This window comes from uncultured Marinococcus sp. (assembly GCF_947493875.1).
Lineage (GTDB): Bacteria > Bacillota > Bacilli > Bacillales > Marinococcaceae > Marinococcus.
The window spans coordinates 207,311-222,563 of the sequence record NZ_CANLSU010000003.1 but is presented as its reverse complement, the minus strand read 5'-3'; the positions used below and the strand labels follow the sequence as shown (position 1 = coordinate 222,563).

General features: G+C 51.4%; 16 protein-coding genes. 7 read left to right on the top strand and 9 right to left on the bottom strand.

What is annotated here, in order from left to right:
- Nucleotides 1-65 precede the first annotated feature (65 nt).
- Nucleotides 66-1,025, top strand: a complete 960-nt coding sequence (locus Q0757_RS06810) for a tyrosine-type recombinase/integrase (protein ID WP_298785618.1) — start codon at nucleotides 66-68, stop codon at nucleotides 1,023-1,025.
- Nucleotides 1,026-1,132: 107 nt separating this feature from the next.
- Here the strand turns inward: Q0757_RS06810 and Q0757_RS06805 are convergent, their stop codons facing one another.
- On the bottom strand, nucleotides 1,133-1,531 hold the full coding sequence (locus tag Q0757_RS06805) for a hypothetical protein (RefSeq protein WP_298785617.1): 399 nt from the start codon (nucleotides 1,529-1,531) through the stop codon (nucleotides 1,133-1,135).
- A gap of 439 nt (nucleotides 1,532-1,970) precedes the next feature.
- Between Q0757_RS06805 and Q0757_RS06800 the strand changes: the two genes are divergently transcribed.
- Nucleotides 1,971-2,309: a YrhK family protein gene (locus Q0757_RS06800; protein ID WP_298785616.1), complete on the top strand. Its 339-nt coding sequence runs from the start codon at nucleotides 1,971-1,973 to the stop codon at nucleotides 2,307-2,309.
- A gap of 76 nt (nucleotides 2,310-2,385) precedes the next feature.
- Here Q0757_RS06800 and Q0757_RS06795 read toward each other — a convergent pair whose 3' ends face one another.
- Entirely contained in the window at nucleotides 2,386-2,793 is a 408-nt protein-coding gene (locus tag Q0757_RS06795) for a hypothetical protein (RefSeq protein WP_298785615.1), read from the bottom strand.
- 424 nt (nucleotides 2,794-3,217) lie between these two features.
- Here Q0757_RS06795 and Q0757_RS06790 point away from each other — a divergent pair, with 424 nt between their 5' ends.
- The 4 genes from Q0757_RS06790 to Q0757_RS06775 all read left to right on the top strand — a co-directional run bounded on the left by Q0757_RS06790 (nucleotide 3,218) and on the right by Q0757_RS06775 (nucleotide 6,154).
- Nucleotides 3,218-3,541: a hypothetical protein gene (locus Q0757_RS06790; RefSeq protein ID WP_298785614.1), complete on the top strand. Its 324-nt coding sequence runs from the start codon at nucleotides 3,218-3,220 to the stop codon at nucleotides 3,539-3,541.
- 46 nt (nucleotides 3,542-3,587) lie between these two features.
- A complete protein-coding gene (locus Q0757_RS06785; RefSeq protein WP_298785613.1) occupies nucleotides 3,588-3,815 on the top strand; it encodes a hypothetical protein in 228 nt (75 codons plus the stop codon).
- 53 nt (nucleotides 3,816-3,868) lie between these two features.
- Complete coding sequence (locus Q0757_RS06780) at nucleotides 3,869-4,774, top strand: universal stress protein (RefSeq protein WP_298785612.1); 906 nt, start codon at nucleotides 3,869-3,871, stop codon at nucleotides 4,772-4,774.
- A 333-nt stretch (nucleotides 4,775-5,107) separates the two neighbouring features.
- Nucleotides 5,108-6,154: a metal ABC transporter solute-binding protein, Zn/Mn family gene (locus Q0757_RS06775; RefSeq protein WP_298785611.1), complete on the top strand. Its 1,047-nt coding sequence runs from the start codon at nucleotides 5,108-5,110 to the stop codon at nucleotides 6,152-6,154.
- A gap of 57 nt (nucleotides 6,155-6,211) precedes the next feature.
- Here Q0757_RS06775 and Q0757_RS06770 read toward each other — a convergent pair whose 3' ends face one another.
- Nucleotides 6,212-8,743, bottom strand: a complete 2,532-nt coding sequence (locus Q0757_RS06770; protein WP_298785610.1) for a heavy metal translocating P-type ATPase — start codon at nucleotides 8,741-8,743, stop codon at nucleotides 6,212-6,214.
- Nucleotides 8,733-9,104, bottom strand: a complete 372-nt coding sequence (locus tag Q0757_RS06765; protein WP_298785609.1) for a metalloregulator ArsR/SmtB family transcription factor — start codon at nucleotides 9,102-9,104, stop codon at nucleotides 8,733-8,735. Before Q0757_RS06765 ends, Q0757_RS06770 begins: the two co-directional genes overlap by 11 nt.
- Nucleotides 9,105-9,353: 249 nt before the next feature.
- Here Q0757_RS06765 and Q0757_RS06760 point away from each other — a divergent pair, with 249 nt between their 5' ends.
- Complete coding sequence (locus tag Q0757_RS06760; RefSeq protein ID WP_298785608.1) at nucleotides 9,354-10,691, top strand: alkaline phosphatase; 1,338 nt, start codon at nucleotides 9,354-9,356, stop codon at nucleotides 10,689-10,691.
- Between the two features lie 130 nt (nucleotides 10,692-10,821).
- Here Q0757_RS06760 and Q0757_RS06755 read toward each other — a convergent pair whose 3' ends face one another.
- The 5 genes from Q0757_RS06755 to Q0757_RS06735 all read right to left on the bottom strand — a co-directional run bounded on the left by Q0757_RS06755 (nucleotide 10,822) and on the right by Q0757_RS06735 (nucleotide 15,198).
- On the bottom strand, nucleotides 10,822-11,172 hold the full coding sequence (locus Q0757_RS06755) for a hypothetical protein (protein WP_298785607.1): 351 nt from the start codon (nucleotides 11,170-11,172) through the stop codon (nucleotides 10,822-10,824).
- Nucleotides 11,173-11,523: 351 nt separating this feature from the next.
- Complete coding sequence (locus tag Q0757_RS06750) at nucleotides 11,524-11,793, bottom strand: hypothetical protein (protein ID WP_298785606.1); 270 nt, start codon at nucleotides 11,791-11,793, stop codon at nucleotides 11,524-11,526.
- A gap of 334 nt (nucleotides 11,794-12,127) precedes the next feature.
- Complete coding sequence (locus tag Q0757_RS06745; protein ID WP_298785605.1) at nucleotides 12,128-12,334, bottom strand: hypothetical protein; 207 nt, start codon at nucleotides 12,332-12,334, stop codon at nucleotides 12,128-12,130.
- A 209-nt stretch (nucleotides 12,335-12,543) separates the two neighbouring features.
- Entirely contained in the window at nucleotides 12,544-13,860 is a 1,317-nt protein-coding gene (locus tag Q0757_RS06740; protein ID WP_298785604.1) for a hemolysin family protein, read from the bottom strand.
- A gap of 303 nt (nucleotides 13,861-14,163) precedes the next feature.
- Complete coding sequence (locus Q0757_RS06735; protein WP_298785603.1) at nucleotides 14,164-15,198, bottom strand: zinc-binding dehydrogenase; 1,035 nt, start codon at nucleotides 15,196-15,198, stop codon at nucleotides 14,164-14,166.
- Nucleotides 15,199-15,253 lie beyond the last annotated feature (55 nt).

The following is a 15,253-nucleotide window of genomic DNA, read 5'->3' as shown; positions in this document are numbered from 1 at the left end:
ATGGGTTAAGTGCCAAACAAACAAGCCGCGATGCTTAATCGGCAAACGAAGCAGGAGGAATGACAATGAATTTGCAACCCGAGCTCCTTCCGGACGGCATGCAGGCCTTTCTTTCCTTCCTGCAGTCCCGGGGGCGCAAGACGAGCACGCTGAAACGCTATGAATACGACCTGGCCGATTTTCACCGGTTTATCGATGTGGTCCTCGACGGCGAAGAGGCGGCCGTTAAACCCGACGACATTACCACTTATTTTCATATTCTGGCCGAGGAGCGCCACTACCAGCTCCGGACGCTCAAGCGCATCCAGACCGTGCTCGTCCGCTACTTCCGCTTTCTGCGCGACACAAAACGGATCGCCGCCAACCCGATGGCGGAGCTGCCCGTCGATGACAGCGTCTGGAACGTGCTAAAGGAGGAAGAGCTGATTGCCCTGAAGGAAATGAAGCGGCTCATGGATACACTCGAGTCCGATTCCGGACTGTCGGACAAGCAGCAGGCCGTGCGCCCCATGCTTGCCCCGCGAAACATCGTGATCCTAAAGCTGTTTTACGACTACGGGCTCCGCATGCACGAGCTCGCCTCGATCCGGATCGAGCATCTGCACCTGACCCGCGGGGAGCTCGAGATTACCGCGGGCAACCCGCGGACGCTCCAGCTGACAAAGGAGCTGCAAAAGCAGCTGTACTATTACCTCGACGTTATCCCGCAGGCCGTGCGCCCGTCCTTTGACGGCGAGCCACTGTTTGTGGCGTTTGACTTTCAGCGCCAGACGTACCGCTGGAGCTATGAAAACGACCAGCCGAAAAATTTAACCGAGGTCGCGATCCAGAAAATGATCCGCGAGGAGCGCAAGCGCGCCGGCATCGAACGGGCTATTTCCGCGACTCATTTCCGCAACAGCTACATCGTGCGCGAGCTCGAAAGCGGCGTGTCGCCGGAGGAACTGATGGACCGGCTCGGGCTGCAGTCGATGCTCACGCTCACCAAATACATCCGCTACGTAAATGAAGAAGCTGCCGGCTGAGCTGGCAGCTTCTTTTTCGTCCTTTAACGTTCCCGGTTTTGTTTTTGTCTTTTCCCAGCTCCCACTAAACTGCTTTAGACTAATCACCTTTTAATGTGAATTACCATTTAGGTCTGAAAACGAGTTCCGCTCAGGCTATTACTTTTTCGGCTGCATGACGAGCACTGAATACCCTTTGTCTCCTGTGAAATGCCAGAAAACAAACGGTCGGTTATTTTACCGTCAATCAGGGACTCCAGGCTCGACCGGTGAATCATCCGCAGCTCCAGCGGCTTCTTCACTTCCTTGAGCTCGTTGGTATATCCTGCCTGAATCAATTCCTTTTCAATTTCCACGAAGACTCCGGTCCGTTTGATCACAATCGTCCGGTCATTCAGCCAAAACGATTCCGTCGTCGCCGGCACCTTCTGTCCCCACTCGCTCAGCTCGATAACTTTGTCGTTGAATTTCTGGTGGTTTAAATGAGCCGGCCACCGGGCCTCGCATTCCGACGTATTCTCCGACATGACGCCAAGAATGACGCCCCGCTTTTGCTGAAGGTCCCAGTCAAAATAAATCTCCCGGATCGTAATTCCCGCTCAGATCAATAGCTACCGATCGTCCGCCTCTAAGCTGCACCTAAAAATGGGGAGCAGCCTCCTGGCCTGCTCCCCTTCTCCGCAGGCTTTTGCCTGGTATCGATATGGAATTCCTCATAAAATAAAAAACAAGCAGCAACGTTACCGGAGCAGGGCATTGCAGGCGCTATTGTCCCTAATGCTCCCTGCCAGGGGTATCCTAGCTGATTTCGTGCATCGTTAGCGGAGACGAGTACTACGCGTTAAATTTACCCTAACATGGTCGCCCGGTGGAGACAAACGCACCGGGCATAGGACGTTTTATCCTGCCCATATTCGTTAATAGATATATGGAACAGAACCAGAACAGACGAAGGGAGGAGTCAGCATGAATACAGAAGAAGCAGCCAATCAAAGCAACCAGGAGGATAATTCCAGAAACGAATATATCGAAAGCCGGATGAAAAATCATACTCCCTTTTTCAAAAAGATTTACAGTACCCTTTATACGATCAACGATTTTCTTTTAGGCCTATGGTTTTTCATCGGCAGCATCTGCTTTTACTTTGAAGGCCCCTGGCGCCTCCTCGGGGTCACCCTGTTTGTCGTGGCCAGCTTTCAATTTCTCATTCGCCCGTCCATCCGGCTCATTCACGAATTCCACGCACGCCGGCATTACGGAAGGGAATACGACCGGAAATTCGGGACAGAAAAGCAGCAGTCTTAAAAAACACATCGATAGGAAAGCCGCTGTGGGACCGTCGCAGTCGGGCTTTCTTTTTTTATTCTGCTAAGCTTTTTACCTACTCTAATATCAGCAGGGCCGCAGTGAGGCTAACGGCTGCCACAAGCAGCGTCCCTCCCTGCACGAACCACTCATACCGGTAATCGTCCGGATTATAGCTTTCTTTTTTCCACATATGCACGCTTATGGCCGTATACAAAGCATAAAACAGTAAAAAAACGACATAGATGGAGGGCTCAAAAAATTCCCGGAAGACGTTTACCAGAATGGTACCTGCCAAAAATAAACTGGAGAATATATATCTGATAGTAAGATGGAATCTGTTCGCATAGCTCTTCGCTCGCGGACCGTCGTTACGCTTGATATACCACCTCCGGCTCAGCCAGTGAATGGCTCCGATCAATGCAATCGTTACGACTGTGGCCAGAGTAAGTATTCTTAAACTGAATGCTGCTTCGGGCGGCATCTTCTTCTCCCCCTTACAATTTCCAATTTTTATGTTCCTTACTAACACAGGATACTGCTGTTAAATTATTCCTTTATCTCTATTAAATGTATCATTATTTTTACACATGCTGAAGTCTCCTTTGACAGCTACCAATCGCATCATTCCCCTGTATTCCCTTTAAAATGTGGATTTCCCAAATAAAATACTTGTATGCATTAACGCATAATTTTGATAAACTCACTATTGCTTGTGCATATTTAGTCGTGAGTACATACTAAAGGACTTTTTAATGATGTAATTCCCTATTTTCAGTGTATACTGGTAAATATAAAGGTAATAAGGCCCTGGCATTTTCTACCGTTTTTATTTTTACATAATTCAATTTATTTTATGACGCCTGCTGGCCGTAAGCCCAAATTATTACCCGAAAGGAGCACGCTATATGGACATATCGGAGCAAAAATATTCGGGCGAGCCCTTTCATGCAGAGCAATACTCTCTCGTCCGGTTCGTGTACCTTTCTGCAAATACGGAGCAGCCGAATAAGCTTTGGTTTATCGGCAATCCCCTGGAGCTGCAGGAGGAGTTTTTCCTGAATCATTATACAGAGGTCAGCTTTGAGCTGGGAGAGGAAATTCGCTTCCGGAAGTCTGTGATGTATGTGGTGGCTATTGAGTGCCTGCCTCTTTCCTCCTGTCCCTCCACCACAACGGAGGAAAAATTAATCACCTATTATGTAGCCTCAGAGCATTTCCCGCTTATGTGATCTGTTTAGTACCTCTTTTCAAAACATTTAAAATGGAGGGATTATGATGCAGCAGTTAATTGAGCGTGTACACAGGGCTGCCCGCAGGTACTCTGTGCTGGATTTTGGTGTATTAAAGATCTGTCTTTTCGCGATTGGTTTATGGACCGGTATTAAATATGCCCGTCCTCTCCGCTCAGAGCTCCGGCTAGTGCAGGCCACGGCCCTCACTTCCTTCATTTACGTTCTTTACACCACCCTTCGTAAAATGTGTAATGACAGGCGTGAAATATAAGCAGTCCTTTCCACTGATTCACAAATGATGGATTACAGAAAGGAAGAACTCCTATGCCTCTCCCTTACCGACGGATACTCGTAGCGCTGGATGGATCGGAGGAATCCGAAGCCGCTTTAGCCAAAGGCATCGATACCGCCTTGGCCTATAAGAGCACCCTGGGGATTTGTCATATTGTCGACTACCATAATATTAAGGAGCTGCGAAAGCAGTACCCGGATTTAATGCTTCATCCCTTAAATAAAAAAGGAAGCGAAATTACCGCCCGGGGCAAAGAAGAAGCCGAGAATGCCGGTATTTACCATGTGCGTGTTTTTATTAAAGAGGGCATCCCAAAAGCAGCTGTAGCAGATGACATTGTGAAGCCCTTTGAGCCGGACTTGATCGTGACAGGCGGGTCCGGCGCCGGCACAAACGAAAAGAAGCGTCTTGGCAGTGTGTCCGCCGGTATTGTCCGGCGTGCCTCCTGCGACGTCTGGGTCGTGAAAAACAGCGACAGTTCGGCCATTTACCGTTCGGTATTAATTGCCGTCGACGGCTCCGATGCATCTAAAAGTGCATTCTATGCCGGTTTGAATATGGCCAAAAGAAACCACAACGCAGCCCGGATTATTTACGTGCTGAATACCCAGTCGCTGTCATCGCTTGAGCCCTATACCAATGACCTCGTCGACGTTTATAAAGGACGCGCGGAAGCATTGCTCCACGAATACCGGACGTTAAGTGACGCAGAAAACCACGGCCTCAAGTCCGTGCAGTACTCTATCGAATACGGCACGCCTAAAACGGCTGTTCCTGGGGAAATCGCCCGCAAACACCAGGCTGACCTGATTGTGGTCGGCGCTTCGGGCATGGGACGCACGCAGCGGTTCATTCTCGGAAGTGTCTCTGAAAGCACCGTTCGCCGGGCCTCCTGCGATGTGCTGGTGGTACGGAACCAGCATCAGCCGGAAATATGAAGCTCTCTTTATTTAAAAAAATCAGCTCCTGACACAGTCTCCAGTAAAACCCCTTTCGCGCAGGGGTTTTTTCTTTTTGATTCATTCATTTCTGTTAAAAAAATACATAAGCAGGCGTTGACATGATAACAAATGTTTTATAAAGTAATTGCAGCACACAAATCGTAACAATTACGATTTATACTTATTTCAAGTGAAAGCAGATTATTGCTGCATTGCTATCTACTATTCCACTGGCAGCTTTTATTTGACTTACAAATCGTAATCATTATGGTTTATGACTTTTTCAATACTTTACGCATTAATCACAGCTATTTGTTAGGAGAATGACATATGAAAAAACCTTCGGCTATAAGTGTTTCTATTCTTGCAGGCACCGTTCTGCTCCAGGCCTGCAGCACCAGTGATAATAATCAGCAAAACGCCTCCGGTGACAGCAATGAGGATCAGCAGACACAAAACGAAAAGTTGGACGTCTACACCACCCTGTTCGCCTGGGAGGATTTTGCCAAACAAATCGGCGGCGACTACGTGAATGTCGAAAACGTCGTCCCTCCAGGATCAAATGCCCACTCCTTTGACCCGACGCCCCAGACGTTGACCGATATTGCCGAAGGCGATGTGTTTATTATGACCGGCAGTGGTATGGAAGGCTTCGCGGACGAAGCGAAACGTACGGTAGACGGCGAAAATGTGGAAGTGCTGGAGCTGACAAATAATATGGAGCTTCTGGAAACGGCAGCGGAGCACGATCACAGCCATGACGACGGTCATGACCACAGCCACGGCGAAGAGGGCCACGGCCATGATAAAGAACACGATCACAGTCACGGTGAAGAAGGCCACAGTCACGGCGGCGTGGACCCTCACGTATGGCTCGATCCGGTCCGGGCCCAGCAGGCTGCTGAAAGTATTAAAAACGAGTTAGTCCGGCAAATCCCGGATCAGGAAGAAACGTTTGAGGAAAACTATCAGGCGCTCGTGTCCGACCTGAAGGAAATTGATCAGGAATTCACAGACGTCGCTGAAAACAATGACAATAACCAGTTTATTGTGTCCCATGCGGCGTACGGCTACTGGGAGGAGAGGTACGGCTTCGAACAGATCCCGGTCAGCGGCATTAACGCCCAGGATGAGCCTTCGGTGCAGGAAATTAACGATATTGTCGCCACCGCGGAAGAAAATGATATTCATACGGTGCTGCTTGAGCAAAACATCCCATCGAAAACAGCAGAAACCGTGCAGGACGAAATTGGCGCAGATGTCGCCTACCTGCACAACCTATCGAGCGTCATGGAGGAGGATATTGAAAATGACGCCACCTACGTCTCTTTAATGGAAGACAACATTCAAAGCCTCGAGCAGGCGTTAAATCAGTAAACAGCAAAAAAGCCAGACGGACCGCCCGCCTGGCTTTTACATTTACATGGCTGCCAGCTATCCACGCAGCCGGAACAGCCTCAGGCTGTTTGCGACAACAATGAGTGCTGCGCCGGTATCGCTCAGCACCGCCATCCACAGCGTCAACAGATCTGGCACGATCAGGGCCAGTGCGGCCACTTTAATCAGCACCGCAAACCAGATGTTCTGCTTAATGATGCCAAGCGCCTTGCGGCTGAGCCGGATTGTATACGGAAGCTTTTCGAGATTATCCGCCATCAGCACGATGTCGGCGGCTTCCATCGACGTGTCTGCCCCGGCTCCTCCCATCGCAATACCAATATCCGCGGTGGCAAGCGCCGGCGCGTCATTGATGCCGTCGCCTATCATACCAACCCGGCGCCCCTCCTGCTGCAGGGTGCGCACGGCTTTCGCTTTATCCTCCGGCAGCAGCCCCGCCATGTACCGGTCAATGTTCGCCTCACCCGCAATTTTCGCGGCGGTGCCTTCATTGTCCCCGGTAAGGACGGTTAATTCACGGATGCCATTTTTATGAAGCGATTGTACCGCTTCCGAGGACATCGGACGAATTTTGTCGGCAACGCCTACATAGCCCAGAACGCTCTCCCCGTCGCCGATTAGCACGACGGTCATACCTTCGTTTTGAAGCTGCTCAACTTCTTCTTCGAATTTTTCCATCTGGACGCCCTGCTCCTTCAGCCACTCCGGCTTTCCGGCAGCATACGTCCTGCCTTCAATGGTCCCGGCGACGCCTTTCCCCGGTTCCGCGTAAAAATTCGTCCCATCAAGAGAGGATACGTTCTGTTCCCCGGCATGTGCCGTAATTGCGCGGGCGATCGGGTGGTTCGAGTATGCCTCCAGGGTCGATGCCACCGACAGCAGCCGGTCCTTGTCGCCGTCTGCCGCATAAACCTTTTCCACGACGGGCCTGCCTTCGGTGAGCGTCCCCGTCTTATCAAAGGCCAGGGCATTCAGGGTGCCGGCGGCTTCAAGAAAGGCCCCGCCCTTAATCAGCACGCCCTGCTTGGCCGCATTGCCAATAGCCGACACGATGGCGACCGGTGTCGAAATGACGAGCGCACACGGGCAGGCCACCACGAGCAGCGCCAGCCCCCGGTACACCCAGTCCGCCCAGCCGCCAAAGCCAATGACCGGCGGTACGACAATGACCGTAATCGCAGCGGCAAACACAATCGGAGTATACACAGCCGCAAACCGGTCCACAAAGCTCTGGGTCGGCGCCTGCTGCTCCTGGGCTTCTTCCACTAAATGAATGATCCGTGCAAGCGTCGTGTCCTCCGGACGTGCCGTCACCTCAACCTCCAGGCTGCCGAAGTCATTCAGCGTGCCGGCATATACCTTATCTCCAGACGCTTTATCAATCGGGAGCGACTCCCCGGTGATCGGCGACTGGTCGACCATCGAGTTGCCTCCGCGAATGGTACCGTCGAGCGGAATCTTTTCTCCTGGCTTAATGAGCATCGTCTGTCCGAGACGCACCTCCTCCACCGGACGCCGGGCCCACGTGTTTCCCGTCTTTACCCAGGCTTCGGCCGGGGCGAGGTCCATCAGGTGGCTGATCGACTTGCGCGTTTTTGCCACCGAATACTGCTGCAGCGCATTGCCGAGCGCAAACAGCCAGACGACGAGCGCGCCTTCAAAGTATTCTCCGATGAGCGGAGCCCCGATCGCAGCGCCCATCATGAGTACGTTCATATCAAGCGACCGGCTTTTAATGGCAAAGTAGGCACTTTTTGCCGGCTTATAGCCTCCGACGACAATAACCGAGAGATACAGAATAATCGAAATGATGGCCGGGGCCGGCGTCAGCGAGCTGGCAATGCCGGCCAGCAGAAGGACCCCGGAAATGATTGTATTCACCGTTCCGCGGAGCGGGGAGGCTTCCGGCTGGCCGGGGGAAGCCCGGCGCTCGGTGACCGGAGTCGCATCAAACCCGAGCCGGCGGACCTCCGCCTTTACCGTTTCCTGGGAGAGCTCGTGATCGAGCGTCATCTTTCCCGTCGCAAACTGCACCTGGACGTCGCGCACGCCGTCAAGCTGCGCAAAGTGTTTGCTCACCGTTGCGGCGCACGATCCGCAGTCCATCCCGTAAATGTTATATGCTTCTCCCGCCTCCGCTGCCGGCAGCTCTGTGTCATACCCGAGCCGCTGCACCGTCTGCTGTATCACTGCCGGAGCCAGCGTGCCATCCGTGGACACCTGCATACTGCCGCTCGTGTACTGTACCTTCGCCTCCTGGACGCCGGGTAAGCGGTAGACGCCCTTTTGCAGCGTAGCGGCGCACGACGGGCAGTCCATTCCCTCCACCTGAAAGGTGTACGCGTTCGCTGGCGGAGCTTCGTCCGGCTTCGTCTGCCCTGCCTGCTCCTCCGTCGTGCAGCAGTCTTCCTCCGCACTATCCGAACTGCAGCACGACGTCTCTTCGACCGGGGTCAATTGAATGGAAAAGGACCGCGAATCAGACGGCTGGCTGGATGCTTCCCCGCTGCAGCAGGAGCATCCTTCCTCCGATGATTTTCGTTCAAGGGTTTCCTCTTTAGATGCCAAGCGGCTTCTCCTCCTTTTCCGGCTCCATGCCCCCAAGCAGATGAGTGATCTGATTTCCGGAAAGTGTATAGAACACCAGCTTTCCCTCGCGGCGGTAGGTGACGGCGCCTGCCTGCTTTAAAATCCGTAAATGATGAGACACGGTCGCGGTTGAGGTCCCAAGAATATTTGCCAGGTCACACCCGCACAACTCTCCTTCGACGTTCAGGGCGTAGGCTACCTTGTAGCGGGTTTCGTCGGCAAGCACCTTAAACCACTGCGAGGCGCTCCGTGCGTCCACCTTCCCCACCTGATCCTGCACGCGGGCCACCTTTTCCGGGTCGTAGCAATATATGTCACACTGTTCGTTTGTTTTAGCCATATCTATCTTCCCTTCAATTTAACGATTAAATGTTTGTTTAATTGAATCCTATACTTTTTTGATTAAACAGTCAAATATTCGTTTAATTGAAGCCAGAGACTGGAAGTATATAAATATGAAGCAACTGGTCATGCTTCCATTATTTTCTTTACAGGAAGTTTAAGCGCAGCTAACGTCTGCTTCATAAAAAATCCCTATAGTGGAGGACGTGGAGTTATCCACGGCTACAAACATATAGGGGGTCATTAAATGAGTAAGTGGAAGCGTTCGACGAAAGCAGCCCTGCTGCTGGGGGCAAGCGGATTGGTAGCTGGCACCGCGATGGCATCGGAAAACGACGGCAGGGACGATTCAGCCGGGGACACAAAGCCGGCCGCCGAGGAAGCGCAGGCTCAGAACGTTATTCTCATGGTGCCGGACGGATTCTCGGACAGCGTATCGAAAAACTACAGCCTTTATAAGGACGGCGAGCCGGTATGGGAGGAGCGGGACATGACGACCGGCAAGGTGGATACCTCCTCGGCTGACGCTGTCATTACGGACTCAGCGGCTGCGGGCACGGCCTACGCGATCGGCGAACGGACGAACAACGGCATGATCGGCATGACGCCTGACGGCGAGTCCCAGTCCTCGATTCTGGATGAGGCAGCTGACATGGGCAAATCCACCGGCCTCGTAGCAACATCGACGATTACGCATGCCACTCCGGCCGTATTTGCTTCTCACGTGGAGGACCGCAACAACTACACTGAAATCGCGAAGCAGATGACCGAAAACGAAAACCTTGATCTGATGTACGGCGGCGGACGTGAGCACTTCCTGCCGGAATCGGAGGGCGGCATTCGCGAAGACGGCGAAAACTACATTGATCATGCCATCGATGCCGGATTTGAATATGTGGAAACCGAGCGCGCCATGGATGAAGCAGACGGCGACCGCATTATGGGATTGTTTGCAGATGATGCGATGAACACTTCCCTGGAGCAGAGCCCGGTTCAGCCATCCCTTTCCGAAATGACCTCCTCGGCTATTGACCACCTGTCGCAGGATGAGGACGGCTTCTTCCTTATGGTTGAGGGCAGCCAGATTGACTGGGCCGGCCACGCCAACGATCCTGCCTGGATGATGTCTGATACCGCAGCCTTTGAACAGGCCGTGGAGGAGGCGACGGCTTACTCCGAGGAACACGAAGATACTCTCGTGGTCGTCGCGAGTGACCACGACACAGGCGGAAGCGCCAGTGAGGCCACAGTGGAAAACCATCCGTCCAGTCTGAAAAACGTGGATGCCACAGGAGCAGCTATGCAGGAGCAGGTGCTTCTCGGCGACGAGTCGCCTGCCGAAGTTTTTGAAGAGCATACCGGCATGACGATGACCGACGAGGAACAAACAATGGTGGAGGAAGCTGAAACGCTCGAGCTCGGGTTCAACCATGTGTTAAGCGAAAATGCCGGCATTGACTGGACAAGTACAAATCATACAGCGGTGGATATTACCGTGTTTGCTGAAGGACCGGGCGAAGAAGCCTTCTCCGGAAGCTTACAGAACACAGAAGTATTTGACGCGATGCAGCAGGCAATGAAATAACATCTCATATTCATAAGCGGTCTCCAAATACGGAGGCCGCTTTTTTAGCATATAAAAAGCAGAGGCCCCGGTATGGGAGCCTCCGCCTATCTGTCGCAGCTGTTCATTGAAGCGCAGCACTTCGCCCTGATTAATTATCAAAGGCCCACTTCACCTTTTTAAGCCTCAGCTTTGCACGCTCAAGCAGGTTGCTTCCTTTACGTGAAGCAGTCTGGGGCTTTTCAACGACATCCAGAAAGTTCCATCCGCCCCTGCCGTTCTCTGCGTAAATCCGTTGTGTTTTCTTATCGTAGTAGTAACGAAAGCCGTCATTATCCTTTAGATGCAGGGACCGCTCCCCCTCCATTACTACATGTAAATATCCGTCAAATGTTAACATAATGTCGTCCAGCGTGATATTTTCGCATTGCTCCTGCATAAAAAATACCCCTTTCAATAGCACAAAGCCACAGCACACTTCGTATGCTTTTTTGTTTTCCATTACCCTTCTGCGTAACCTCTCCTGTGCTTCCCCCGTACTCAGATTTTGATTAGGTGCGACCGCTTCATTTCCTTCATCTTCCCACTCTGCTGTCCGATTGCTTTATCATCTTTATATATAACCCCGGGCGAATGTAACTAAACGTGATAATTATAAAGACTTATTTATTCAGCGTCGGACATGGTATTCATTGGTATAATCTTCCTATTCAAAAGGTCGGCTGCTTAGTGTTTTTATATAATCTCACAGGTTCATTGATAATTTCAACAATGCACACTTGAAAAATATCCGCAACCGATAAAAAATGGAAAACGCCGGCTATGATTATGTACGAAAATATGAAACGATTAATCAGATGTACTGGAGCACCCAGAAGAAGCCAACGGTAATAAACGGCATCAGAAGCAGAAGGACACTGAGTATAATCAGCAGCCTGTTTTGCAAAGCCAGGGCCAGGACGAAGGCAAAGATACCAAACAAGCAAAAGTTAATGACGATTAGTATGAGCAAACCGATGCCGCCCTCGTAGATGGACCATCCGAAGGGCATCCACGGAGTATAAAAAGAAAATCCAGCCACCAGCAATAACCAGCAAAAGATGTAAGCCAGCTTCTCTGTCATCATAACTGCCTCCTCGTTATTAAGTGTGCCATTCCAGGTACTGCGTACTTATTTGCGAGATTTTATTATCAATTAATCTTTAAAGAAAGGAATATCGCTATGAAACTACTGCTCATCTTTGCCGTTGGTCTGCTCACTTCTTCCCTTTCATATATTTCTGACAAAAGGAGGGATTTGTTTGACTAATCAACACACCCAACTGCAGGAAAATTCGTGGTTTCACCCGCTGATGGCCCCAGTCTACTTAATTGTTGCTGCAACTGCATTTTTCTTTTATATATGGCTTGGCGATTCGTTAGTCCCCTGCTTCATTTTAACGTCACCGTTGATCGTATTAACGCTCATCGTTGTTTCTATCCACTGTCCAATACGCAGCGCCAAGCGCGAGCATCGGCGCGAGCGGTAACAGCATTCCTCCGCCAGCATAAAGCAGCGGAGCTGCTGCTGCCAGACCTCCAGTAAACGCCGTCATTCGTGAGCTTGTTCTTCGGCCGTAAATCCATAGCCCGATTCCTGCAAGCACTATACAAATGATAATCATACATACTCTCCTTTGCTTGTAATGACCGGTGAATAGTATAGGTGAATCTTTTCCTCAAAATAGGAGGGAGACAATCTATTCCCCCTCCCTCCTTACTCAGCATTTCTTTTATCATCCCATAAATTGAAATATTATCCAATCGAACGTATTAATAAATTTTCATCAACAAAATTAAACAGCGCCCCTGTTATAGGGACGCTGCCTTGCTTTTAAGAAGCTTCCTGCTCCTGCGGGAGTACTTCAATGGTGTGAATGTGGCCGTCCTCCACCTCCACGACCCGGAAGCGGAAATTCTGCTCGTCCACATAAACCCCTTCGTGAACTTCATCGGCATGCTGCATATACATCCAGCCGCCAATCGTGTCCACATCCATATTTTCTTCAACACGAATCGGAAGCAGATCATTCACTTCACTCAATAATACGTTGGAATTCAGCCGGTAATGATGCTCACCGAGGTGAACTACTTCCTTTTCTTCAGCGGTGTCAAATTCGTCTTTAATGTCACCGACAATTTCTTCAAGTATATCCTCAAGCGTTACAATACCGGAGGTTCCCCCGTATTCATCAAACAGCAGCGCCATCTGTGTGCGTCTGCTTTGCATTTCAAGCATCAGATCATAAATCGGTGTGTTTTCCATTACACGGATAATTGGAATCGCGATATCCGCCAGCCTTTGCTGGAGGAATGCTTCGTCTGCCGACGTTGGATCCATCAGCAGCTCTTTAATATGCACGCTGCCAATAATGTGGTCCTTGTCTTCACCCATGACCGGGTACCGGGTAAATGTAGCCTTCCGGATAACCGGGAGGGCTTCCTCAATCGTCTGATCTGCAGACAGTGCGACGATATCCGGCCTTGGCACCATTACCTCGCGGGCAATCCGGTCGTCAAACGTAAATATATTGTTGACGTATTTGTATTCTGCAGAATTGATTTCTCCGCGTTTGTAGCTTTCAGACAACAGCAGCTGCAGCTCCTCCTGCGAATGTACTTCTTCATTTTCCGACGCAGGCCGCAGGCCGAATGCCCGGGTCAAAAGACGCGCGGATCCGTTCAATGTCCAAATAAACGGATACATCACCCAGTAAAACACCCGGATCGGTGTGGCGACTGCCAGCGTTAAGGCCTCAGCTTTTTGTATCGCCAGTGTCTTTGGTGCCAGTTCCCCGACCACAACGTGTACGTACGTTACAAAGCCGAACGCAATCCCAAAGCTCAGCAGGGTAACTACGGTGTCCGACAGCGCCAGCTGTTCAAACAATGGATGCAGCAGGCGTTCTACGGTCGGCTCCCCAATCCAGCCGAGTCCGAGCGCTGTAACGGTAATACCGAGCTGACACGCAGAAAGATACTCATCCAGATTACTGGTCACCTTCTTTGCCGTCACCGCCCGCTTATTTCCTTCTTCGATCAACTGATCAATCCGGGAGCCGCGCACACGGACAATGGCAAATTCAGTGCCGACAAAAAACGCTGTCAGCGCAATCAAGAGCACAAATATTGCTAAATTCAGTGTAATCATTTTCCCTGTCCTTTAAACAGACAGGCTTCACCTCCGTGATTAGGTTTTAGTTTCCCTTCTACGCTAATCCCGGATGGCTATTCTCGCTGTACCTGCAGCCATAACCTCCATGATCGGGGGTCATCCACACGGCCTCACCTCTGTATTCATAGTGATTTTAGTATAAGAGAAGCATCACCTGAAAGCAACTGTTCCTTTAACGGTATCCCTGGTTCACCAGCCCTGCTGTCGACTTCAGCTTTGAAAAATCAAGGGGAAAACACAAATGAATGTGCTTTCCCCCTTAACAGTTATCTGCTTTTCTTACGGCTTTACCAATACTTTAAGTGCTTCGCGGTCGTTCATCGCCCGGTAGCCCTCCGGAACGTCATCAATTCCCATCGTGACGTCAAACACCCGGCCCGGATTGAGGGTGCCGTCCAGAATATCCGGCAGCAGCTCCTCCATGTAGGCACGGGTCGGAGCAGGGCCTCCCGTGAGCGTAATATTGTGTCTGAAAAGACTTCCAAAGCCTACCGCCGCCTCTTCATACTGCGGCGCTCCCACACGGCTGATTACGCCGCCGGGACGGACAACGCCCACACTCATGTCATATGCCGGCATCAGCCCGACACATTCGAGCACGACGTGGGTGCCTTCCCCGTTTGTCAGCTCGAGGACCTTGGCAATTCCTTCATCTCCGCGCTCGGAGACAACGTCGGTAGCGCCAAATTCCACACCGAGGTCGGTGCGCTCCTTGTGGCGGCCCATCAATATGATTTTCTGCGCCCCAAGCTTTTTCGCGGACAGCACTGCAAGCAGCCCGACGGCTCCGTCGCCTACAACCGTGACGGTGGTATTTTCATTGACGCCGCCCATAACCGCGGCGTGATAGCCGGTTCCGTACACATCCGAAATCGTCAGAAGGGACGGAAGCAGCGGAGAATCATCACCAATCTCGTCCGGAAGCTTAAACATGCTTCCCTGGGCCTGCGGGATGCGTACATATTCCGCCTGGCAGCCGCTCATAAATCCGCCGTTCACACAGGACGTCTGCAGCCCTTCCTGGCAGTACGGGCACGTATTGTCCCCATACGCAAACGGCACCACGACGAGATCGCCCTTCTTAAAGTCCGTCACGCCGGAGCCCATTTCATCGATGCGGCCGATCACTTCATGGCCCATCGGTTCGCCTCCGCCCTGCTCATCGGCATGCATGTGGCGGTACGGGTGCAGGTCGCTTCCGCAGATACAGGCAGCGACAACCTTTAACACGCTGTCCGTCGAATCCTGCAGCTGCGGCTTCGGTACGTCTTCGACGCGGACGTCGCCCGCTTCGTACATAATATTTGCCTTCATAGCTGATTCCCACCTTATCTTAAATATGTTTGTTTTTATCCTCACTTCGCCGCCA